The sequence below is a fragment of the Emticicia sp. MM genome, from assembly GCF_001649495.1.
In genome coordinates this window covers 75,040-98,537 of sequence record NZ_LXHX01000024.1, presented here as the reverse complement: position 1 = coordinate 98,537, position 23,498 = coordinate 75,040, and the positions used below count along the sequence as shown (strand labels likewise).

Genomic DNA, 23,498 nt, shown 5'->3' with positions numbered 1-23,498 from the left:
AACGTTTTTATCTTTTAAATTAAAACTTTATTCAAACTGGAATGCGAAATAGGTACAAGTATCTTTACCAACGTTTTTTATTCCGTGTAAATCGTTTGACTGTAAAAATATAATATCTCCAACTTTAGCATCTTGCCAAACACCGTTGATAGTTTCTTGAGCTTTACTGTCTTTTTCGTTCGCTTGGCTATTTATCAAAAAGATAATCTCGGCAGGTTTATGTTGATGTGCATCGTGGCTCATTAATCCTTCATTAAGTGTAGTAACATGCATTTCAAATCGTTTGCACATACTTGTCGGGCGATTGAAAAAATCACGTCTTCCACCTTTGTCATGAGGTTTGAAAGCGATTTCGTCCCAATTAAGCAGTAAAGAACCGCCTGCCTTCTTTCCTCTTTCAATATCAACTGGCTCAACTGAATTAAATTGAAACACGTAATAAGTCGTAATTTTATCGCTCATATTGACATTTTCACGCAAATCGCCTGACATAATTAAGGCAATACCGCCTGCTTTCAACACCTTTGTTTTTCCTTCGATGGTTACGGTCAATTCACCCTCTTTCACAATGATTAATTCTTCATTTTCTTGTCTGTAGGCTTCTGGTCGCATTCGACCTTTTGGCAAAAGTGTTGATGCGTGAACTTTACAAAGTTTAAAATGTGGTGTTGTTCCCTCTAAAATTTGTCGAGCCTCACCTTGTGGTCTTTTTGCAACCACCAAATCATCCCACTTATAAACCTTCGATTCGATGAGTTTGCTTTGTGAATACACCACACTCTGAACCAAAAACATAACAATCAATAAAACTTCAAGATTTTTCATAAGAATTAGGTTGAATAGCGTAAAAATTAAAACTTCTTCTGCAAAACTTCAATTGCAGCAGCCAAATATACCATCGGGGCATTCCAATTAATGGCAATTTCGTTGGTTGAATATGAGCAAGTTACATCCAAAAATGATTCATCAGCAATTTTTGTTGTATAACCTTCACATTTATCTTGTTGGCCAGGATTCGGACCACCCGAAAGCAAGCCAGGAACTGGTTCTTTGATGCCATCAGCCTCCGAAGGGCGATGATGAGGAAACATCACTTGTTTGCTACCAAAACCAGTTAAAAATGAATAACCAGTAGCATTTCTACCCAAAAGATAATCCAAATTACTCAATGCTCCTATAAGATATTTTTTATCTGAATTGATGCGATAAACTTGTAAAAGTGCAATTCCTTGATTGGCTGCATGTGAGCTACTTCCCCACATATAATCTTTAGCTGTTTTACCCATTACGGTATTAAACGCCTGATTTTCAACGCCCAGCAATAATTCATCGGCAAAAGTTGTGAGTTTTTGTTTTAAGTTTGAAATATCTTTTTGGGCAATCGATGTTAGTTTTTTCTCATTTCTTAGAAGTGAATAATAAGCTAAAAGTTGAACCTGATTCCAAGTTGGTAAAGGCAAAGGTCTTTCTGGATAAAGATTAACCGCTTTATAGTAATTATCGTCTTTTGTTGTAATATATAGCTCAGTTGCTGCCCAAATCCATTCGTCTGTATCGCTGCGATCTTCATAGCCACCTGTCACTACATCAGGGTCAAAAGTTTTATTCATTTCATTCTGACGATACATCATTTTTGGATTTTCTTTTGCCCAATTCCAAGCCTTCACCGAGGCATTCAGACAAGAATCTGCCAAACCTGGAAGTTCTTTTCTATAAGTTCGTAAAATTCGACTTGCTTGTGCCATCACCGCCGCAAAATCTAATGTCGCAATCGTATTTTTTTGAATGACATAACGAGGTTTTGTAGCTGCATCGGGCATGACCATTCCATCAAATGAAGGATTTGTCAATTTATGATATACACCACCATCGTTAGGGTCTTGCATGGTCAGCATCCAACGTAAATTCCACAGAGTTTCATCCAATAAATCAGGTATTTTATTACCACTTTCTGGAATATTAGCTTCAAAAGTCTTGAAAAAATCAGGATAATCTTCATAAAGCGAAAGTAAAGTAGCCATTGTGATGCCAGAATTTACAATATATTTATTATAATCGCCTGCATCGTACCAACCTCTTGGGGAAGAAATGAGCATTCCTTCAGGGCGTTGAGCTGTTGCTGCCGAAGCATGAATCAACACTTTATCATCTGGATGCCCTGCTTTTCGGTGCCATTTCCCTGCGAATTTCTCAGGTAATTCAGTTGAAACTCTTTGATAATAAAAGGCTTTCAATGAAGCAATAGCCGCTTCACGATGAATGTTTGACTTGATTTCAAAAGCATAAGAAACGCCAACATTAGGAATAGCCACCACATATTTTCCAACTTTTTTAATCTCAGAAAAATCAGCAATTTGAGTTGTTTTTTGCGAAATAGCATTTACTCTTTGGGCTGAAAGTTTGCCTTTTAGGACAGTATCTCTTTTATTTTCATCTAAAATAAAAAATGCGTCTTGCTTATCACCTACCCAAACTGCTATTTTTTGAGCATTTGGATAAAAACCAATTTGATTGAGGCGAATATTGGAATTTTGAGCTTTGCTCAACGAAATGGAAACCACAAAGAATGTGAATATTAATGTTATAGCGTTGAATATTTTCATTGAATATTGATTTTCGGAACTATTACCTATTTACTTAAAATTAATAAAAAAATGAGAATTTTCAAATTTCTCTATTCAAACTGCCGAAATAAAAAATAATTTCCCTTATCATCAACAATTAATGCTTGCAAAATAAAATTGGCTATAATGGAGATGTAGTACAAAAAAAAGATTGATGAAACTTAATTCATCAATCTCCATAAATTTCATTTTAAAACACTAACTATAAGCAGATTTGATGACTGCTTACTATCTCTCTAAATACCAATTTGTATCCTTAGCTCCTCCACTCAAGGCCCAACTTTCAAACTTAGGATATACACTTTTAATATTCTTTGATTCTAATGGATAAACAAATGAGACAGGAACACTCAACCCCCATGGCTCATTATTTACCGATTTGAATGGGTCAGTGGCTGAAAGTTTACTACCTTTCACACTTTCGATCAACGCATTGTCTATTTTGTCTGTCGAAGCATATCCAACCAAATGAACTTCCCCTCTCCCACTATTATTCTGGCTGGAATTAACAATAAACATATTTAATTCCTGAAAAGTGAAATTGTCCAAAGGCGTAGAAAACTCAACAGTGGCCATTACTTCAACAGGATTATAGCTACCATTCTGTGTAGAGATATTAGGTGTATCAGCGACACCAAAAGCTTTATGTGCATCGTCAACAAGAGTTACTACCGCATATGTTTGATCGGTCTCCACGCCATTAGAACCCAATTTTAAAACTGATCCTACTAAGTTTGAGCGTGAATATGTAACTGATTTTATATTTTTTGCAGATATACCATCCAATTGTACTGCAATAGATGCACGCTTCGAAGCTCCTACTGAAGTCAGTTTTCCTTTCAATATTATCTTTGTTATTTTATTTGTTGAGTTTTGTATCTTGATTAAATTCATATCCACAACAATATCATTCATATCATAATCACCAAGCTCTGGCCAATTATCTTCAAAAGCATATGAAAATGTTCCAAGATTAATCTCTGTCACAGTCTGGTCACTTGGAATTGTACCACCACTTTGGTCATTATTTCCTCCAGCATTACAGGTTGTACCAGCAATTTCCACGGTTGATTTCTCATAAGGTACTATAGTTGCTGGAGAATTTACAATATAGAAAGTATTCCATTCACTGTTAGCAGTATGATCAGAACAGGCTATTTCCAAATTCCCCGAATAGGTAATTGCTTGGAACTGGTTTAAGACATCTACTTTTTTTAATTTAGCTAATGCCCTGCCAGTTTCAGGTCCGCTTAAATAATTTCTATTACTATTAAATTTGGCTGTACCTAAAACCTGCAATATAGCAGATGCGGCCAAATTAAATCGAGTTCCACCAGCATCTAAATCATCAATACTTAATAGAGTTTTGTCAAAGATATTCACAATTGCATTGGTGGTAGATAGTTTACCTAATTTTGTAAGACATACAACTTCCAAAGTCGCATTTGTAAGAGAGGCCGTAGTTACAGTCAAGCTTCCTTCATTACGAATCTTTGTAGAGGCGGTAGTACTGGTCAAAGTTTCAAATTTAGTAGTACCTAAGTTTGTAAAACTACCATTTGAAAAGGTAGCTTTATCAGCAGTTAATGTACCATAATTTGTGTATAAAGCTTCGTTTGTTGTCTCAAAAACTGAAAACACTGCTGTTCCATAGTTCGTGAAAGAGCCTTTGGTGTTTTGAGTTACACCAGTTAGATTGATTGACCCTGCGGTAGTAATAAAAATGGCATTGTTACTACCCATATTCAAGGTGTAGCTTTTATTTGTCCAATTTCCATCAATATAAATTTTCGCATTACTTGTGCCATTATTTGCATTGATTTGTCCAGTAAATGTAGTTCCTGATTTGATGACATAAGATTTGTTAGATTCCACCGTAACTATTTCACTACCACTAACAGGAATAGCATCAGTAGGTACAACTACATTATAAACCTTTGCATCATAAGAAGGTGAAAATTTGCTGAATTGTGAAAAATCAGATGAAGAAGCTCCGCCCGCACTACCATCTCGTAGTTCATTTGTAGTACCATTCTGTGAGACAACTAATGAGGTCAAGTTTGATACAGCAACCATTGAAGTTGAAGGAATCTTGGCAGGAGAAATCTTCTTAACATAGATGTATTGCAAAAAAGTTGGTATTACAATTTTACCAACAAAATCCTGCCCTTTTTTTGCCATTCCAGCACCTAAAAGATTGGCTTTTGCACCAAGCATTGGGTCTCTATCATACAATTCGACACGATAAAAATACTGACCACCGAATTTATCATCAACAGATACCTTAACATCCATTTTTTTAACTGAAGACCATTTAAAATCTGATGGAATTGAAACCCCTGATGGAAATAATTTTGGTGCAGCTACTTCTATTTCCTTAGGAGCATCTACTTTAAAACAGCCAGTAAGACATGTGAAAAGTCCTAAACCAAATAGCAATCGACGAGAACTCTTTTGTTTAAAAACAATTGTGAATGGATAAATACTCATAATACTATTTTTAATTAATATGTGATGATTAAGATACTCTGTTTTACAAGCAAAAAATATTCCAATTTGGGTCATAAAAAAGGAAAAAATAACTTATTTTATTAAAAGGATACATATCTTTTTTTGCTTTATGCAAAGTATTCATCTTGGGAGTCATTCCCCGAAATGTAAAACAATAAGCTTTTACAAAAATCCATCAAAATCCTATTCTTTACTAATTTGATTGTACAGCGATTTAATTTGTACTATCTTAGGCATAAATTGCACGATTCCTTTATAAACATTATAGAGTCTGTGGCAGTTACTATTAAAAACTGGATTAAAAGTATAAAATCAATGCACTTTTAGAGTAAAAAGTCAGGAGAATAGCTAATAAATATAAGTAACAAAAAGTGTAAGATGTCAAGAAAAATATTATCAAAAAAAATACAAATTTGATGTAAAAGGGCAATTTTCATTGCTTAAACACAGAAAAATATAGCACTTTATAAAAATTACTATATTTTTAATATAAATGGCTCGGTTCTTGTGATAACAAAAATATTGTCATCAATTCTTTCTGAATTATAAGCATACAAATTGAGCTAAATGAACTACTCTTTTTGAGCTAAAATTCATGTAACTTGACAATTTTACTTACAATTTCCTATAAATAATCTATGAAAGGTATAATTTTTACTGAGTTTTTTGAGATGGTCGAACAAAAGTTTGACTATACAATGGTTGACAAACTACTTACCAACACAAAATTACCATCAGGAGGCGTTTATACCGCAGTCGGCACCTACAGTCACACAGAAATGGTAAGTTTAGTAGTCAGCCTTAGTCAAGAAACCTCCATTCCGATTCCAGATTTATTAAAAGTTTTTGGAGGGTATTTATTCAAAATTTTTAGCAAAAGCTACTCACATTTTATTGAAAACGCACCTGATGCCTTCACATTCTTAAAGTCAATTCATAATTATATTCATGTTGAAGTTAGAAAGCTTTATCCAGATGCAGAATTACCTCATTTTGAAATAGAGCATCCCCAACCGAATACCCTTGTAATGGATTATCATTCTACCCGTAAGATGTCTGACTTAGCTTTCGGTCTCATCGAAGCCTGCTTAGAGCATTTCGGAGAAAATGCCAGTATTTCACAAGAGGTAATCAACCATGATGGAAGTTTAGTGAAATTTGTGATTGTGAAACAGTAAAATGGAAGAAAACGAAATACTAAGACGTCGAATTGAACGAGAGCAAAAGGCTCGTAAACAAGCAGAAGAGATTCTGGAAGCAAAAGCTTTGGAACTCTACGAAGCTAATAGGCAACTACGTGACTTAAACGAAAACCTTGAAATTCAGATTAAAAAGGGGGTTGCGGAGTTACAACAAACCGAAAAACGTTATCAAGACCTCATCGAGTCAGTACAAGATATAATCTATAAAATATCACCAGAAGGCTTTTTCACATTCGTTAATCCTGTTGTTAAACAACGTTTGGGTTTCTCAGAAAGCGAAATCATTGGTTTGCATTTTACAGAACTCGTATTACCCGAGTATCGCGAAAATTTAGTGATGTTTTACAGAGGAATGTTGCAACAAAAACAAGAAAGCACATACAATGAGTTTCCTGTAAAAGCAAAAAACGGAACAACCGTCTGGATTGGACAAACCGTCAGATTAATTGAAGTTGACAACCAAATAACAGAAATGGTTGCGGTTGCTCGAGACGTAACTGACCGAAAAAATGCCGAAGACTCGCTCCGAACCACCCAAACACGCCTCTCTACGCTGATAACAAATCTACAAAAAGGAGTGTTAGTAGAAGATGAAAACCGTAGAATCATTCTTGTTAATCAATTGTTTTGTGAAATTTTCGGTATCCCTGCTGAACCGGAAGCTTTGGTAGGAATGGACTGCTCACAATCAGCTGAGCAATCTAAAAATCTATTTAGTGATCCAGAACAGTTTGTTCAACGAATAGATGAAATCTTAAAACGTAAACAAATAACCGTTGAAGAAAACATCACAATGGCTGATGGTCGAATTTTGCAACGTGACTATATACCAATTTTTTTAGAAGGCCATTACAGGGGACATCTATGGGAATATGCAGATATCACAGAGCAACATCACTCACAAGAACTTATCCGTAAAAGTGAAGAAAAATACCGTGGAATTATGAATAACATGGAATTGGGCTTGCTTGAAGTAGATAATGACCAAAAAATTATTCGTGCTTATGACCGCTTTTGTAAAATGATTGGATATGCTGAAGAAGAATTAGTGAACCAAAACGCCGCTGAATTCTTTTTACCCAAAGAGTTCAATGACGTTATTGATGCTCAACAACAAAAACGAAGCAAAGGCTATGCTTCTTCGTATGAATTACAATTAATCAAAAAAGATGGAAGTCGCCTCTGGGCAATTGTAAGTGGTGCTCCAATTATGGATGAAGATGGACAAGTTGTTGGTTCGTTGGGTATCCATTATGATATTACTGAGCGAAAACAGCTCGAACAAGAGCTTGAACATGCCAAACAAATTGCAGAAGATGCCCGACAAGCTGAAAAACAATTTTTAGCAAATATGAGTCATGAGATTCGTACACCCCTCAATGCCATTATTGGTATGACTCATTTGTTATTTGATACTCGCCCAAATAAACAACAGTACGAATATTTAGACATTCTTAAAACCTCGGCTGATTTTCTACTCGGCCTCATTTCTGACTTACTCGATATGGCAAAAATAGAAGCTGGTCGCATTGAAGTACAAAAACAACCTTTTGATTTGGTAGGTTTGCTCCGAACCAATCAACGTGTATTTCAAATTAAACTCGAAGGTCGCCCTATTGAGTTAAATCTAATGATTGATGCTCGAATTTCGGGCAATTACATTGGAGATGACTTAATAATGAATCAGATTTTATTAAATCTTATCGGAAATTCAGAAAAATTCACAGAAGAAGGGTCAATTGATATAACAGCAAAAATAAAAAAGCAAGAAGACGAAATAACTTGGATTGAATTTAAAATTGCCGACACTGGAAGTGGTATTCCAGAAGAAAAATTAGAGTTGATTTTTCAAAAGTTCAAGCAAGTAAATGCACAAGGGCACAAGCATAAAGGTACTGGTTTAGGCTTGGCCATTACAAAGCAATTAATTGAATTGCAAGGTGGTACAATATCAGTAAAAAGTGAGGAAGGTGAAGGTACAACATTTACATTTGTGCTACCTTTTCAGAAATCTGATACCGAAGTTGTTGTAAATTCCCACGAGATTCAACTTGCTCCAAACAATGTTGAAGGTTGTAAGATACTGGTTGCTGAAGATAATATGATGAATCAAAAATACATCAGTAGCCTACTCAGTAAATGGAAAATTGATTTTACTATTGCCTCAGACGGCAAAAAAGCCATCGAACAAGCCCAAAAGCAGGCCTTTGACATCATTCTGATGGATATTCAGATGCCAAACACGGATGGCTACGAAGCAACAATAACGATTAGAAATACAGTAAACCATAATCAGAAAACTCCTATTATTGCATTAACTGCCTCGGCAATGCTCGACCAAAAGAGTAAAGCACTTTCGGTTGGTATGAATGATTTCATTACGAAACCATTTGCTCCAAATGTTTTATTGAATACGATTCAGTCTTATCTAAAGGTTTCAAAAGCATCAATAAGACCTACTGAACACACTTTCAATGCTTTGCTTGACAAAGAAAGACTCACTAATCTTTATGGTACTGACAAAGAATATGCTGCTGATATGTTTCAGGCTTTTATAAATGATGTACTACCTGACTTTCAGCAATTTGAACAGCTAATTGAGCTACAAGACTGGCATGGTTTGGGAGTTCATGCACACAAGCTCAAACCTGCTTTGGGTATGGTTGGACTAAGCAAACTTGAAGAACAAATGAATTATATTGAAAAAATATCTAATACCAGTAAAAACATAGATACCCTAAAAAGTATATGGAGCGAATTTAGGGTAAATCTTGAGCAAATTTTACCTGTATTAAAAGAGGAATTAGAAGCTTTAACAAAATAAACGGAGGTTCTTTCTTAGAAAGAACCTCCGTCAGAAATCTTACAGTACAGAAAATAGGCGGTGATTATTGCCTATGCCCTAAAGCTATATTTTGCTATTTTCTGATATAACTCTTTAGGATTAAAAGGTTTTGTAACATAATCGTTCATACCAACTAAAAAAGCTCGATCTTGATTGGTAAATGTTGCAGAAGCAGTAAGGGCGATAATTGGAATTTCGGCATCCATCGCTCTGATTTTCTCAGCTGCAGTGTATCCATCCATCACAGGCATCTGAATGTCCATCAAAATTAAATCATATCTTTTCTTTTCATATTTTTCGGTGGCTATTAAGCCATTTTCGGCTATTTCTACCTCGATTTGCCATCTTTCCAAAAACTTAGTTGCTACCTTTATATTGATTGGATAATCTTCTACCAATAGTATTCTTACACCTTTGAGGGTATCTTCATTGAGTAAATCATTTGCCCCTTCTGAAGATTTATTTTTTAATTCTGAACCAATTTCGAGCGAAATTCTAAAGAAAAACTTAGCTCCTTTGCCAGCTTCACTTTCAAGCTGAATTTCACTACCATGAAGCTCTAAAAGTTTTTTAGTAATTACTAATCCTAAACCAGTTCCTCCAAATTGTCGAGTAGTTGCTGAGTTTTCTTGAGTAAATTTTTCAAAAATCATTGCTTGTTTTTCTAAAGCAATACCGATTCCAGTATCTGCAACCGAAACTTCCATCGTAACAAAATTATCTATTTTACTAATGCATGAAAGTTCGACAGTAATACTGCCATTTCTTGTAAATTTAACGGCATTTGATACTAAGTTTGAGATAATTTGACCTAAACGTAACGAATCTCCGATGAGAATATCAGGCACATCATCATCAATCATCAACCTAATTTTATTGCCTTTTTCTTCGGCTTTAACTTGATTTGCTTTCTTGATATTTGAAATAAGTTGTTTAAAATCGAAGGAGATTCTTTCTAATTCAACTTTTCCAGCCTCAATTTTACTAAAATCTAAAATATCATTAATCAAAACATGAAGATTATCGGTAGAAAACTGCAAAATTCTAAGATTCTCAGACATTGTTTCGCTCATTTCTTCCTGTTGCATCAGATAAGTCAAGCCTACAATTGCATTCAAAGGCGTGCGAATTTCGTGACTCATCATCGATAAAAACTCCGATTTAGCTTGAGTGGCGTGTTCGGCGGCTTCTTTGGATTTACGTAATTCGGCCTCCATTATTTTACGATTCTCAATCTGAACCTGCAAGAAATCGACTAAACTAAGTAAGTTATTTGAATCTAAAGTTTTAGACTCAAATCCTTCTTTAACTTCCAGTGAATGAATAGCCTCAACTAATTTTTCAACTGATAGACGTCTTTGCTTTATTTCTTTTTTGAGTTTAATATTTATTTCTGCATATTCTTTTTCATTGAGTTGAGAAGAATGTTCAAATAATTCTTTATCTCTCTCAAAGTTAATATACGACTCATTAACAGCTTTTACAAAGTTTTGAAAACCTTCGTGTTTCAAACAATCTTCGGTAAGGTGCTTTGATATTTGTTTAGTTAGTAAACGATGAAAATTGGTATTGGTCATACAACAGTTATTTTTCAGAAAGAGTAGTAATAGTCATGGTTTGATTGTGTAATTCACAGCGAACATTGCCATTTTGAGATGAAATTTCGCCATACGAATAAAAGCCAGTCATAATTGTATTATCGCCAAAAATCTCACGAGCAGCTTCTACTTCTTCTTCTGTGCGTTGCCCTAAAACCAACTTCCTTCCTACACAACTTACCAAAAGGGCTAATTCAGGAGAACCTCCGAATGGTTCTAACGAACTTTGTGCCGCTGTTCCAGAAGCATCAATTAATCGGTCGAGATTAGCCTTCATGAATCTTACTAAAGCTCCTTTAGGCATATCTCCCGCAAAAGTCATACTTTTATTCACTTCATCAATTGAAAGAATCGTTCTGACAACTGGTTCATCATCTTCGGTTATACGCATTGACAATGGAAACAGTAATGCTGCACCAGGGAGCTCGTCAGCATATTTTCCTAAATACTCTTTATAAATATCAAGAGCTGCCTTATCACCAATTTGATACAAAACATTATATTCTGATGCTGTTACTTCTCTTTCTGGACCAAAACCGTCCCAACCTCCAAGAGTTCCATGACCTACTTTTAGGTCTTTTGCATACAAACCTATACCTACAATTACACCTTGCTTAGGGTTTTCATTGAGTCCGACCAATGTTTTTTCAAATCGAGCTTCATCACCTGCCAAACCGCCAGAAATTGGTATTTTATTTTCTGTTTTTTCATTCAATGCTGCAATCAAAGCACTGCCATTCACTTGTCCACCATCTGAAATAACTAAGATTGTAGCCAAATCATCGCTCATGAGAGCATCAGCAATTTTTTCACCGGATATTGCACTTTGCAAATAGTTTTCAATTTCAACCTTGACTGTGCGAACAGTGGTCTTATCAAATTCAATGGCAGTTGCAATGATCGTTCCGCTATATACTGAATCATTGTAAATTTCACCCGAAGTAGAGTTAATTACAATTTCGGCAGAAGGATATAAATCTTTTATAAATTGGTAAGGCTGAGTTGCCTCTAAACATTTTCGCTCACCAAAAGCTAATACAAGTTGGACATTTAACGGATTGAAGTTTTCAGTTTCAGAAATAACACTCCAATGACCATTTTCAAAAGCCCTTTGCTGAATTTTCATAAAGTCTGGTTTATTAGGTTTGCAATTTAAAAATAATATTTATACGATTAACTGATTAGTAAAAAATGTTAAGTTATTTTTTTTAATCCATGAAGAAAGTCATATTTGCCAATAACAATCTTTGTGATTTATAAGCAATTTATAAGCCAATTTAATGAATATTATGTCAATAAATGCACATTTAGTGTATTTTGTGCCATATTTTAATCAATTATCGCCTTTAAGATTCAGTTTAAATTAAAAACGCAGAAAAATAGCCGTTTGGCAATATTTTTGCTGCAAATATTTGCAAAATATCAGTAAAAAGTAGTTCCATAAATTAACCTAAATAATAATTAAAATTTACTACATTTAGATGATAATTACCCAAAAACCAAACACTTACCAACGAAATAATGACTAATAAAATAAAGCTTCTAATAATCGATGATGAGCCGAGTACTCGAAAAGTACTTGAGCATTTCCTTAACAAAGAGTTTGAGGTAACAGTAAAAAATGATGGAATGGAAGGCATGGGCTGGTTGGAGTCGGGAAACGACACCGATTTTATTATTGCCGACCTTAATATGCCAAATCTTAATGGAAAAGAATTAATTAGGGTTATTCGGGCAAGTAATCTTTACAGCAATTTACCAATTATCATTCTTTCGGGAACTGATGAAAGTAAAGAAAGAATCGAATGTTTAAACTTAGGTGCTGATGATTTTATGTTGAAACCCTTCAATCCAATGGAGGTTCATGCCAAAATTAAAGCAATTTTAAGAAGAGTTAAGCCTCAATAATTTATATAACCATTATGAATAACATCGACCAAAACGAGGTAGAATCTTTCCCGATTAAAGTTATTTTAGTTGAAAATGACGACTTAGCCGTAGTGAGTTTCTTGAAGAAATTCGGCACGAGACTCAGCATTAAAGTCATTGAAAGTGCTGAAGAATGTTTAGAGTTTATCAAAAACACCTATCCGCCCGATGCTGTAATTATCAGCAGAAATATGGGTGGGTTAAAGTTTTTGGAAACAGTTAGACATTCAAGTTGGACTTGTACACTTCCTGTTATCATTACCAGCGACCAAATTACTCCAGGACTAACTAAAGAGGTTTTGGAAAAGAAAGGTGACGATTTATTTTCAAAAGATTTTAGTAGTGGCGATTTGATAACTCGCTTGGAATATTTTATCAAACGCCGTCATTATCAATCTGTTCAACAAACAAAAGCCAACTTTTTAGAGGTAAAAATTCCTTTTTGGAAACGTTTCATTGATGTTACTTCGACTGGCTTAGCTTTGTTACTTCTATCTCCCCTATTAATTATTGTCGCTATTTTAATAAAACTCGACTCAAAAGGGCCGATTGTTTATAAATCTCGACGGGTGGGTGCGGGCTATAAAATCTTTGAAATTTACAAGTTCAGAACGATGAGAACCGATGCTGACACCATGATAAAGAACATGGGTTCGCTCAATATGTACACCAAGGAAACTACCCAAAAACAAATCGATGGTCTTTGTGATGCGTGTGCTTCATTTGGAATATGTCAGCAAAAAATGTACTTAGACGGCGAGGTTGTCTGTGAAAAATCTTATTTAGCTCAGAAAAAAGAAAAGGTCGCCTTCATGAAATTCCAAAATGACCCTCGTATTACAAAATTGGGTGGTTTTTTACGCAATAGTAGCATCGACGAGTTACCACAATTATTCAATATATTTATGGGTGATATGTCACTCATTGGGAATCGACCTTTGCCATTGTATGAAGCTGAAAAACTAACAACCGATAAATATATCGAGAGATTTGCTGGACCAGGCGGTCTTACTGGGCTTTGGCAGGTAACCAAACGAGGAAAAGGTAAAAAGGAAATGACGGAAGAAGAACGCATCGAACTTGACATTGAATATGCAAGAAACTTTTCTTTCAAATTTGATATGAAAATTTTCTTCATGACTTTCCCAGCCTTATTACAATCAGAAAACGTGTAAATAACCAACTAAAAACTACATTGATAATTCAACATTATCAATTATCAATAAAAACATGGCTCTTTTTCTCGAAATATTATTTTGGTTTTGCATCGGTTTAGTTGCATATACATATGTAGGTTATGGTATTATTGCTTGGATTTTGGTAAAAACCAGAAAGATTCTTGGAAAAGAATTTAAAAAATACAATGACTCAACTTTTCTTCCTAAAGTTACATTAGTAGTTCCTGCATACAACGAAATGAGTTGCATTGAAGCTAAAGTAAAAAATACTTTTAGCTTAGATTATCCAGCCGATTTAATGGAAGTTTTGTTTGTTACAGAAGGTTCAAACGATGGCACTTCAGAATATATCGATTCTCTAAAAGTTAATTACTCTAACCTACGCATGATTGGTGGAGATACTCGTCGAGGAAAAATTGAAGCAATGAACATTGCCATCAAAACAATCAACACCCCTATTGTAATTTTTACGGATGCAAATACCAACCTTAACAATCAAGTTATAAGAAATATTGTAAGACATTTCCAAGACCCAGTTGTTGGAGCAGTTGCAGGCGAAAAACGAATCGAAACCGAAGGCAGTGAAGCAGCAGCGGGTGCTGGCGAAGGTCTATATTGGAAATATGAATCATTTCTAAAAAAATTAGACACCGAACTATATTCGGTTGTGGGTGCTGCGGGCGAGCTTTTTGCAGTCCGAACACATTTATTCGGAGAAGTCGAAAAAGATACTTTGCTTGATGATTTCATCGTTTCGCTTCGCATAGCGGCCAGTGGTTATCGCGTTATTTACGAACCCAATGCGTACGCAAGCGAACGACCATCATTTTCGATTCAAGAAGAGATGAAGCGTAAAATCAGAATTGCAGCAGGTGGTTTTCAGTCAATTGCTCGTTTAGACTACTTATGGAATATCTTCCGATTTGGATTGCTTTCATTTCAATATGTTTCGCACAGAGCTATGCGATGGGCTGTTGCCCCTTTTTGCTTACCTTTGATATTCTTACTTAATTTCATTTTGTATTTTGAAGATACAAACCTAATCAAACAACCGACTTATCAATTCATAATGTTGGCTCAAATTGCGTTTTATCTGATGGCAATTATTGGTTATTATCTTGAAAATAAGAAGATAAGAATAAAAGCATTATTTGTGCCATTTTATTTCTCATTTATGAATTATTGTGCGATAAAAGGCTATTTCAGATACCGAAATGGACTGACATCTGGTATTTGGGAAAAAGCTAAGAGAGCAGCTTAATGTGTAATACGACTATATGCAATTCTAAATGAATGACCAATGATTAATTTTTTCATACCTGATTGGGTACAAAATATACTTCAAAAGCCACTTAATATAAAGCAATATTCGGCCTCCGAAATTGAAGATTTGAAGCAAAAACTCACAAAATTTTCATCCGAAAATCCTTTAGTAAGTGTGGTTATTCCAGCTTGGAATGAAGAATTAGGCATTTTGCACACTTTACATTCATTGGCAAATACTAATACAAAATATCCAGTAGAATTACTTGTGATTGATAACAATTCAACTGATGGCACAAGTTCACTATTAAAGTCTCTCGGAGTCAGCACAATACTTGAAACAAAGCAGGGTGTTGGTCATGCCCGTACTTGTGGCTTACATAATGCCAAAGGAAAATATATTCTGACAGGCGATAGTGATACACTTTATCCTGCTGGCTGGATAACCGCAATGACCGATGGAATGCTCAATGACGAGCAGGTTTACTGTGTACATGGGAGTTATTCATTTTTACCAAGCGATAGCACACCTCGTTGGCAATATGCTTTCTATGAGTTTTTGAGTAGTTTTATTATCAAGAGAAAAGAAAAAACACAACCATTTTTAAACACGCTGGGTTTTAACTGTGGCTTTCTACGCCAAAAAGGAATTGAAGTTAATGGTTATGAAATCGAAACTCAAAGAACTTTTAGGGGAGCGGCAGGTGTTGCTGAACAAAATGCCACCGAAGATGGGATGATGGCACTAAGACTACAACAAGCAGGTGGTAAAAACAAGGCTATCATGGCCAGTGATGGCAGAGTATGGACAAGCGACCGTCGAATCCAGTTGGATGGGGGATTAAAAAGTGCTTTGACATTACGAATTAAAAAATACCTTTTCAAGCAATAATATGTCAATTATTTCAACCATCAAATCAAATCCAAAACTGAAACAGTTTGTGCATTGGTGCTTAATTCCAAAGCATCAAGCTCGTCCGAGGGTATGGGTGAAATGGTTTATAAATCCATTTTTTCATAAAAAAGGCAAAGGAACAAGTATTTGCCGAAGGACTCGTATGGATGTTTTACCCTTTCAACCTTTCAATATAGGTGATTATAGTACGGTTGAGGATTTTGCAACAATAAATAATGGGGTTGGGCCAGTAAATATTGGCAATAACTCAAGAATTGGTATCGGTAATGTAATAATTGGGCCTGTTACCATTGGCAACAACGTAATTTTGGCTCAAAACATAGTCATGAGTGGGCTGAATCATAATTATACCAATATAGAAGTTCCGATTTATTTGCAAGGAGAAACAGTTGCAAACATCACTATCGAAGATGATTGCTGGATTGGAGCAAATGCAGTAATTACGGCCGGAGTCACTGTCGGGAAACACAGTGTAGTAGCTGGAGGGGCAGTTGTTACTAAAAGTATTCCGCCTTTCAGTGTAGCAGTGGGAAACCCTGCGAGAGTCATAAAACAGTATGACTTTGAAAGTAAAGCTTGGATTTCAATCTAAAAATCAGCTTTATATAAGTTTTTATGGTCAAAAAAGCTGTTTCAATTTTAGTTTTATTATCATGCTTTCCAAGATGAAAAAAGAAGACAAACCAATACCTTCAAATGAAAAAGAAAGACTCGAAGCATTGTTAAATTATAATGTCTTAGACACCTTGTCTGAGGAAGATTTTGATAATATCACCCAGTTAGCCTCTTTTATTTGTCAAACTCCAATTGCATTAATTACACTACTCGACGATAAAAGACAATGGTTTAAATCTCGAATAGGGCTTGACATACCTGAAACAGCAAGAGAAATTTCATTTTGTCAGTATGCCATCATGGGCGATGAAATATTTGAAGTTCAAAATGCTCTTGAAGACGAAAAATTTAGAGATAACCCACTCGTCACTGGCAATCCTAATATTCGATTTTATGCTGGAGCCCCAATCACCACACCTGATGGTTTTAACCTTGGCTCTCTATGTGTTATTGATGATAAACCTAAAAAATTAGATAATAACCAGAAAAAAGCTCTCACAACCCTCGCAAAAAATGTAATAGCTCAATTAGAACTGAGAAAAGTAAATCTTGAATTAAAGAACGAAGTTGAAAAATTATCACAAAAGGCCTTAGAAATCATAACACTGGAGCTAAATAGTTATAAATCTGCCTTAGACTTGACTTCAAGTGTTGTTATTACTGACCCAAATGGTATTATAAATTTTGTGAATGATGCAACATGCAGTATTTCAAAATATTCAAGAGAAGAATTAATCGGTCAGAATAACAGAATTTTAAATTCGGGTTATCATTCAAAAGATTTTTTTGCTGATCTATGGCAGACAGTTACTGCTGGACTCGTCTGGAAAAAAGAAGTTAAAAATAGAGCAAAAGATGGAACATCTTATTGGGCTGAGACTACCATTGTGCCATTTTTGGATGAAAATGGTAAGCCACTCAGATATGTCGCAATCAACCGAAATATTTCCAAACAAAAAATTTCTGAAAACAAACTACATCAGTTTTTTAATTTATCGCAAGATTATCTGTGCGTTGCCAACACTGCTGGCTATTTCGAGACTATAAGTCCAACATTCATTAGAGAATTGGGCTATTCAGAAGAAGAATTAACCTCAATGCCATTTCTTCACTTTGTCCATGATGATGACGTTAATGCAACTCAAAACGAAATTTCCAAATTAGCACAAGGCATTAATACAATCAACTTTGAAGTTCGCTTTAAACGCAAAAATGGAGGTTATAAATTATTAAGCTGGAATGCTTCGCCTGACCGAGAAACCAATTTATTATATGCCATTGCCCGAGATATTACATTAAGTAAGAAAATAAACGAAGAAAATAAACGTCTATCGCTCGTCGCCAAAGGCACAGATAATATCATCATTATCACCGATAAAGATAAAAGAATCGAGTGGGTAAATGAGCCATTCGTTACCTTGACGGGCTATACTTTAGAGGAAGTTATTGGCAAAAAACCAGGAGGACTACTTCAGTACGACGAAACCGATCAAAATACTGTTTTACAAATTAGAGAAGCCTTAAATAATCAAACATCATTTAAGGGTGAAATAAAGAACAGAAATAAAGCAGGTAAAAGATATTGGCTCGAAATTAGTATAAGTCCAGTTTTTAATGATAATCACGAACTGATCAATTACATAGCAATTGAGTCGGATATAACAGAGAAAAAACGAAAAGACCTCAATATTGCCAATCTAATGGCATCTCAAAATGCCATTTTCAATGGGGTTGGCTATGCTGTAATTTTTACTGATGCCAATGGAATAATCAAAAGAATTAATAAAGCAGGACTGGATTTAATAGAATACACCGCCGACGAAGTCATCAATAAAATGACTCCTGCGGTTTTCCATGAACCAGCCGAAATATTAAAACGAGCTGAAGATTTGACCTTAGAATTGGGCGAAGAAGTAAAACCTGGCTTTGATGTTTTTGTGATAAAAACGAGAGGTGATAATAATGCAGATGCGAACGAATGGACTTACGTATCTAAATCAGGCAAACGGATTCCTGTTTGGTTGAGTGTTACCTGCATAAAAAATACAGAAAATAAAGTATTGGGTTATTTGGGTGTAGCAGAAGACTATACCATCAAAAAGCAAGCCGAGTTAGACTTAATCAATGCCAAAAACCTTGCTGAACAAGCCGTTTATGCCAAAGATAGCTTTTTGGCTAATATGAGTCACGAAATTCGTACTCCATTAAATGCCATCATTGGTTTTACTGAACTTATCACTCAAAGCAATCTTGACGCAACACAACAGGAATTTGTCAATAATATTCAGATTGCGGGCGATAACCTATTACTTATCATTAATGATATTTTAGATTTATCAAAAATAGAATCGGGTCAATTAGTAATAGAATCTTATCCGTTCAATATAAGAAGTACTTTAAAACACATTTATGATTTACTGAAAGTAAAAGCTGCAAAAAACAACCTTGATTTTAGTCTATTATTAGATGCTGAAATGCCTGAATTTGTTGTAGGAGACAAAGGGCGTATCAATCAGATAATGATGAACCTGGCAGGGAATGCTGTAAAGTTTACAGAAGAAGGTGAAGTAACAATTTCGGTAAAGAAAGTTGCAGAAACACAAGATAGCGTTACCATTAAGTTTTCGGTAAAAGATACAGGCATTGGAATTGCAGAAGATAAACTTGTGACAGTTTTTGAAAGATTCACTCAGGCCGAAATCAGTACAACTCGAAAATTTGGAGGTACAGGCTTGGGGTTAAACATTGTAAAACAATTGGTTGAACTACAAAATGGTCAAATTCAGGTCAAAAGTAAATTGGGTCGAGGTTCAGAGTTTTATTTTTCTTTAACATTCCAAAAGGTTGAATCTTCAGTCATAGATACTATTATAGAAAGTAGTACTAATCAAAAACCGTTTGGCAAGTTATCTATTTTACTTTGCGAAGACAATGAATTAAATCAACGCTTAGCCAGAAATGTCATTCATAAATTTGGTTTCGATTTAGATATTGCGGTCAATGGTGAAGAAGGTATAAATTTATTGTTGAAAAACAAATATGACCTAATTTTAATGGATCTTCAAATGCCTGTAAAAGACGGGTATCAAACCACTATTTATATTCGACAAGACTTAAAAATGGACATCCCGATCATCGCCATGACTGCCCATTCATTAATTGGTGAGCAGCAAAAGTGCTTTGATATTGGAATGAATGCCTACGTTGCAAAACCATTCAAACAGCAAGATTTATTAAATAAAATACATTCAGTAATTGAAAACATCAATAAAAAACAAATTGAAGTTTCTATTGATTATCAGGAATTACCATCAGAAATAACCGATAAAAAAAGTATTGATTTTTCTTATTTAGATTCAGCAGGTGGGGCAGATAATAATGACTTCAAAAAAGAAATGGTTCAAATATTTATCAATAAAGTGCCAACCGATTTAAGTTTACTCGAAAAGGCAATTGAAGAAAAAACGTATCCAGACATCAAAAGAATTGCACACGATATGAAATCCTCACTGTCAATGTTTCGATTGGCCAATGAAGTTGAATATTTAGAGCAAATCGAAAAAGGTGCAAAAATTGAAAATGTGAATCATGAATTAATTGACGAGTTTGTTTCATTTAAGAAAGAAGTTGTCAATATAATTGACCTACTTAAAGAAAATTAAAATGGCATTGCAAGTGCCATTTTATATTATTTTAAGTCCGCAGCATTATATACTTTTCGATTAGCACCCAATATTCTTTGCTGATTATCTTTAAAGTATATACTTGTTACATTTTTTGTGGAGTCTTGTTTCAAATATTGAATTCCACTCATGCTTGTAATTGTATGAATGATATTCTCTGTAGAAATCTTAGCGTTAATGTGTGATTTCAAATTAGTAATTTTATTGGGAAAGGCTTTCTCTAATAATGGTGAATACCAAACAAAATAAGGTATATGAGTAATATACTTTGATGGAACAGGATAAGCGTGTTGAGATAAACCTCTGCCATCATCAAATAGATTTTCGCCATGGTCAGACAAATATGTTACAAAAGAATGAGCATTCTGACTTGATACTAAACTTATTACCTTATCGACCACTGCATCAGTGTATATAATGCTATTGTCATAACTATTAACCAAGACGTTCTTAAAATTTTTATCTGCTGACTTAGAAAATATGGTTTTATTACTCGGTTTCAGTACATCAAACTTGTCGGGATACCTTACGCTATAGTCATAATGACTTCCGATGGTGTGTAAAACAATGAATTTCTTATCGCCAGGCTCTGACAATATCTTCTTAAAGGTCTCCACTAATTCCATATCTCTATGGACATGCTTAGTAGCCCTGAAATCAGAAATATTAAGATACTGTTTGTCGGCCTCTTGCAAATGGATTTTAATATGCCCCTCATCTACTTGGTTTGTAAGCCAATAAGTAGAAAATCCTGCTTCTTTAAATACACTTACGATACTTTTTTGTTGATAATGTTTATCATAATTATCAGCACCAACTCCTGTCAATAATAACGGTATAGCATATTCTGTAATAAATCCACCAGCCATTACATTATTAAAAGAAATCAGATTTTCTCGTTTTGAGAGTAGCGGGGAAGTATTTTTTTCATACCCGTTAATTCCCCAATGGTCGTATCGAGAACTTTCTCCCATAACTAACACATAAACTTGTTTTCCCTCAATATTTACAATTTGTTTAGCATTGAATTTAAAATTTACTCGCTCTTCTTTGGTAGAATTAACTAATTGATACTGACGATAAGTCATTTTAGCAGCATACAAAAGCGAAGTAGGAAAAACCGTGTAAAACCTTGACCTCAAATTAGCTAAATAATTTTTTGTTCCTGTATCAAATATGGGCAATAACAATAATACAATCAATGAAATAAACGAGGTAAAATAGCCTATTCGGAGAGGGATTACATTTGGTATTCTTTTAAAAATAAAGATTAATCCAACCAAATAAGATACGACAACACCCAACATACGAAACACATATCCTCCAACTAATTCCTTTGCTTCATTAATATTTGTATTGAGAATTAGAAGAATTGAGGCATCATTGATTGGAACACCAAAATGGATGATAGAACCTAAATTGAATGGAATAAGAATAAAAATTGGTGATAATAGAATAAGATACAAGCGTATGTTTTTAGTAAATAAAAAAACTGGTAAGAGAAATAATCCTGTGCAGGCCAATACACCGAATATCCCCAATCCATATTGCTCAGATTTAAAGAAAAAAACAAAATCACACACAGCGATTAGTGAAATTGCAAAGTAAAAATAATAAATTGAAGGTGTACTAAAATTTGTAAAGAAATTACGAAAAAACATGGCTATTCTTTGTGGGATAATGAAAAACTTTATTATCTTATAAAAATAACCAAAAACTATTAAAAATGCACAACTATTCTTTATCTAATTCATCCAAAATAGCTGCATCAATAGTTTCATTAAATTTACGATCAAAAAGTTTCCCTGAATATTGTAAAACAAGCAAGTCATCAATCGTGAAAGTCTTTGGGCTTGCTTTTCCTTCCGACCAATCAATGTATCTGAGATTATCGTTCACCATGTCTTTTTGGTAAATTGAGTCAAATGTAATTAACTTCACTTGTTATGAATTACATCTAACTTTTTAAAATCCCTTTTTACCTCAGTGTACATTTTTTTTAGTATTTTCCTATCATATAAAGGAATAAATCTCCAATATCCTTTATAATTGAATAACCACCGCAGGAGACCTCTAATATCTTTTTTCTTCCAGCATCGCCTTAAATCTCGGTAGAAAAGAGCTATTTCTACTTCTTTTTTCAAATCTTTCTGATTCTCAGGCTCTATTTCAATAGGTTTATCACCAGCTTTTATAATTTTCCTAATTCCTTCCGAAAAATCATGACCCGTAAATCGGCTCAGTGACATCCAATTATTGAGTCTAACATCTACTTCAATTAAAAAATACTTGTTTTTAATAGGTTCATAAATATACGAAATACTTGCAAATCCATTTAAGCCAAGTGATTCAGCTAAGGTTCTTAGTAAAGTTTCGATTTCTTGATTCCTAAAATATACTCTTCGAGTTGTATAGCTGAAGCTATTTTCAAAGAAATCCAATATTTTTGCAGCGTTGTAAACAACTAATTGACCTTGATGAAATAACGCTTCTACCCCAATTTCTTCACCAGAAATATATTCTTGTATTACTAATTTTTCTTTAACTGATACCTTTTCAAACCCTTCAACCAAAGCCTTTTTGTCATCACAGAAGTAGATTCCTGCACCACTCCAACTCAAGTCCATCTTTAGTAGTAGTGGATAATTCATTCGCCTATCAATGGTATCTAAATCAAGTTGCTCAGAATACACCATAAATTTAGGGCTTAGAATTCCATTTCTTTCGCATACATTAGAAAAACCTGCTTTTGAAGAAAGCATTTCACGGTTTTCAATTTTAGTTAATGGTAAAATTCTTTTTACTAATTCTTCAGATTCAATATTTTCGTTTATAATTTTAATGATTAAATCATCTAACAAAAAAACTCTATCATAATTTTTTGTTTCATCTTTAACTATTTGAATGACTTGTTCTACAAGAGCACTTGTCTCTTTTTCAATTTCGATCCAATTATCATAAAAGCTATTACTTGTAAGCCAAGAGTTTTTTTCACAAAGTACATCAACCTGCAAACAACCTCCACGCTTAAAGATAGCTGGGACCTCTCCCAATGAATCCCAGTCAACTACTGCTGCCAATAAGACTTTTTTCATAAATTAAAGTTTGATATGAAATATGCATATATTACATAC

Annotated in this window: 16 protein-coding genes; 8 read left to right on the top strand and 8 right to left on the bottom strand. The window is 34.4% G+C overall.

Features of this window, described 5'->3' with window-relative positions; all coding sequences use genetic code 11:
- Window positions 1-27: 27 nt before the first annotated feature.
- From A6M55_RS03730 to A6M55_RS03720, 3 genes are all read right to left on the bottom strand, one after another.
- The gene (locus A6M55_RS03730; RefSeq protein ID WP_064196532.1) at window positions 28-825 is read right to left on the bottom strand and encodes a cupin domain-containing protein; all 798 of its coding nucleotides are present in this window, start codon (window positions 823-825) and stop codon (window positions 28-30) included.
- A 26-nt stretch (window positions 826-851) separates the two neighbouring features.
- Window positions 852-2,603 (bottom strand): glycoside hydrolase family 9 protein, encoded by a 1,752-nt coding sequence (locus A6M55_RS03725; RefSeq protein ID WP_064196531.1) that lies wholly within the window; start codon window positions 2,601-2,603, stop codon window positions 852-854.
- Window positions 2,604-2,852: 249 nt separating this feature from the next.
- The gene (locus A6M55_RS03720; protein ID WP_197491654.1) at window positions 2,853-5,114 is read right to left on the bottom strand and encodes an LruC domain-containing protein; all 2,262 of its coding nucleotides are present in this window, start codon (window positions 5,112-5,114) and stop codon (window positions 2,853-2,855) included.
- A 659-nt stretch (window positions 5,115-5,773) separates the two neighbouring features.
- On the opposite strand from A6M55_RS03720, the gene A6M55_RS03715 reads away from it, so the two are divergent.
- Together A6M55_RS03715 and A6M55_RS03710 are read left to right on the top strand one after the other, a co-directional pair.
- Window positions 5,774-6,313 (top strand): heme NO-binding domain-containing protein, encoded by a 540-nt coding sequence (locus A6M55_RS03715; RefSeq protein ID WP_064196529.1) that lies wholly within the window; start codon window positions 5,774-5,776, stop codon window positions 6,311-6,313.
- Between the two features lies 1 nt (window position 6,314).
- The gene (locus tag A6M55_RS03710; RefSeq protein ID WP_064196528.1) at window positions 6,315-9,161 is read left to right on the top strand and encodes a PAS domain S-box protein; all 2,847 of its coding nucleotides are present in this window, start codon (window positions 6,315-6,317) and stop codon (window positions 9,159-9,161) included.
- A gap of 71 nt (window positions 9,162-9,232) precedes the next feature.
- Here the strand turns inward: A6M55_RS03710 and A6M55_RS03705 are convergent, their stop codons facing one another.
- Both A6M55_RS03705 and A6M55_RS03700 read right to left on the bottom strand, forming a co-directional pair.
- A complete protein-coding gene (locus A6M55_RS03705) occupies window positions 9,233-10,759 on the bottom strand; it encodes a response regulator (protein ID WP_064196527.1) in 1,527 nt (508 codons plus the stop codon).
- 7 nt (window positions 10,760-10,766) lie between these two features.
- Window positions 10,767-11,906, bottom strand: coding sequence for an FIST signal transduction protein (locus tag A6M55_RS03700; RefSeq protein WP_064196526.1), 1,140 nt, complete (start codon window positions 11,904-11,906; stop codon window positions 10,767-10,769).
- A gap of 395 nt (window positions 11,907-12,301) precedes the next feature.
- Here A6M55_RS03700 and A6M55_RS03695 point away from each other — a divergent pair, with 395 nt between their 5' ends.
- The 6 genes from A6M55_RS03695 to A6M55_RS03670 all read left to right on the top strand — a co-directional run bounded on the left by A6M55_RS03695 (window position 12,302) and on the right by A6M55_RS03670 (window position 20,343).
- Window positions 12,302-12,688 carry a response regulator transcription factor gene (locus tag A6M55_RS03695; protein WP_064196525.1) on the top strand — a complete coding sequence of 129 codons (387 nt, stop codon included), beginning with the start codon at window positions 12,302-12,304 and terminating at the stop codon, window positions 12,686-12,688.
- Between the two features lie 14 nt (window positions 12,689-12,702).
- Window positions 12,703-13,884, top strand: a complete 1,182-nt coding sequence (locus tag A6M55_RS03690) for a sugar transferase (RefSeq protein ID WP_064196524.1) — start codon at window positions 12,703-12,705, stop codon at window positions 13,882-13,884.
- A 55-nt stretch (window positions 13,885-13,939) separates the two neighbouring features.
- Window positions 13,940-15,148, top strand: coding sequence for a glycosyltransferase family 2 protein (locus A6M55_RS03685; RefSeq protein WP_064196523.1), 1,209 nt, complete (start codon window positions 13,940-13,942; stop codon window positions 15,146-15,148).
- 39 nt (window positions 15,149-15,187) lie between these two features.
- Complete coding sequence (locus A6M55_RS03680) at window positions 15,188-16,042, top strand: glycosyltransferase family 2 protein (protein ID WP_064196522.1); 855 nt, start codon at window positions 15,188-15,190, stop codon at window positions 16,040-16,042.
- A 1-nt stretch (window position 16,043) separates the two neighbouring features.
- The gene (locus A6M55_RS03675; protein ID WP_064196521.1) at window positions 16,044-16,658 is read left to right on the top strand and encodes a DapH/DapD/GlmU-related protein; all 615 of its coding nucleotides are present in this window, start codon (window positions 16,044-16,046) and stop codon (window positions 16,656-16,658) included.
- A 73-nt stretch (window positions 16,659-16,731) separates the two neighbouring features.
- Window positions 16,732-20,343, top strand: coding sequence for a PAS domain S-box protein (locus A6M55_RS03670; protein ID WP_082892915.1), 3,612 nt, complete (start codon window positions 16,732-16,734; stop codon window positions 20,341-20,343).
- A gap of 26 nt (window positions 20,344-20,369) precedes the next feature.
- Here the strand turns inward: A6M55_RS03670 and A6M55_RS03665 are convergent, their stop codons facing one another.
- From A6M55_RS03665 to A6M55_RS03655, 3 genes are all read right to left on the bottom strand, one after another.
- Window positions 20,370-21,830 carry a phosphoethanolamine transferase gene (locus A6M55_RS03665; protein ID WP_197491653.1) on the bottom strand — a complete coding sequence of 487 codons (1,461 nt, stop codon included), beginning with the start codon at window positions 21,828-21,830 and terminating at the stop codon, window positions 20,370-20,372.
- Window positions 21,831-22,098: 268 nt separating this feature from the next.
- Window positions 22,099-22,305, bottom strand: coding sequence for a hypothetical protein (locus tag A6M55_RS03660; RefSeq protein WP_064196518.1), 207 nt, complete (start codon window positions 22,303-22,305; stop codon window positions 22,099-22,101).
- Entirely contained in the window at window positions 22,302-23,459 is a 1,158-nt protein-coding gene (locus tag A6M55_RS03655; protein WP_064196517.1) for an ATP-grasp domain-containing protein, read from the bottom strand. The genes A6M55_RS03660 and A6M55_RS03655 overlap by 4 nt, the downstream gene beginning before the upstream one ends.
- Between the last annotated feature and the right edge of the window lie 39 nt (window positions 23,460-23,498).

What these genes read in the sequence shown, in the direction of transcription:
- A6M55_RS03730 (WP_064196532.1), bottom strand. Translation starts at nt 825, where the DNA reads ATGAAAAATCTTGAAGTTTTATTGATTGTTATGTTTTTGGTTCAGAGT.
- A6M55_RS03725 (WP_064196531.1), bottom strand. Translation starts at nt 2,603, where the DNA reads ATGAAAATATTCAACGCTATAACATTAATATTCACATTCTTTGTGGTT.
- A6M55_RS03720 (WP_197491654.1), bottom strand. Translation starts at nt 5,114, where the DNA reads ATGAGTATTTATCCATTCACAATTGTTTTTAAACAAAAGAGTTCTCGT.
- A6M55_RS03715 (WP_064196529.1), top strand. Translation starts at nt 5,774, where the DNA reads ATGAAAGGTATAATTTTTACTGAGTTTTTTGAGATGGTCGAACAAAAG.
- A6M55_RS03710 (WP_064196528.1), top strand. Translation starts at nt 6,315, where the DNA reads ATGGAAGAAAACGAAATACTAAGACGTCGAATTGAACGAGAGCAAAAG.
- A6M55_RS03705 (WP_064196527.1), bottom strand. Translation starts at nt 10,759, where the DNA reads ATGACCAATACCAATTTTCATCGTTTACTAACTAAACAAATATCAAAG.
- A6M55_RS03700 (WP_064196526.1), bottom strand. Translation starts at nt 11,906, where the DNA reads ATGAAAATTCAGCAAAGGGCTTTTGAAAATGGTCATTGGAGTGTTATT.
- A6M55_RS03695 (WP_064196525.1), top strand. Translation starts at nt 12,302, where the DNA reads ATGACTAATAAAATAAAGCTTCTAATAATCGATGATGAGCCGAGTACT.
- A6M55_RS03690 (WP_064196524.1), top strand. Translation starts at nt 12,703, where the DNA reads ATGAATAACATCGACCAAAACGAGGTAGAATCTTTCCCGATTAAAGTT.
- A6M55_RS03685 (WP_064196523.1), top strand. Translation starts at nt 13,940, where the DNA reads ATGGCTCTTTTTCTCGAAATATTATTTTGGTTTTGCATCGGTTTAGTT.
- A6M55_RS03680 (WP_064196522.1), top strand. Translation starts at nt 15,188, where the DNA reads ATGATTAATTTTTTCATACCTGATTGGGTACAAAATATACTTCAAAAG.
- A6M55_RS03675 (WP_064196521.1), top strand. Translation starts at nt 16,044, where the DNA reads ATGTCAATTATTTCAACCATCAAATCAAATCCAAAACTGAAACAGTTT.
- A6M55_RS03670 (WP_082892915.1), top strand. Translation starts at nt 16,732, where the DNA reads ATGAAAAAAGAAGACAAACCAATACCTTCAAATGAAAAAGAAAGACTC.
- A6M55_RS03655 (WP_064196517.1), bottom strand. Translation starts at nt 23,459, where the DNA reads ATGAAAAAAGTCTTATTGGCAGCAGTAGTTGACTGGGATTCATTGGGA.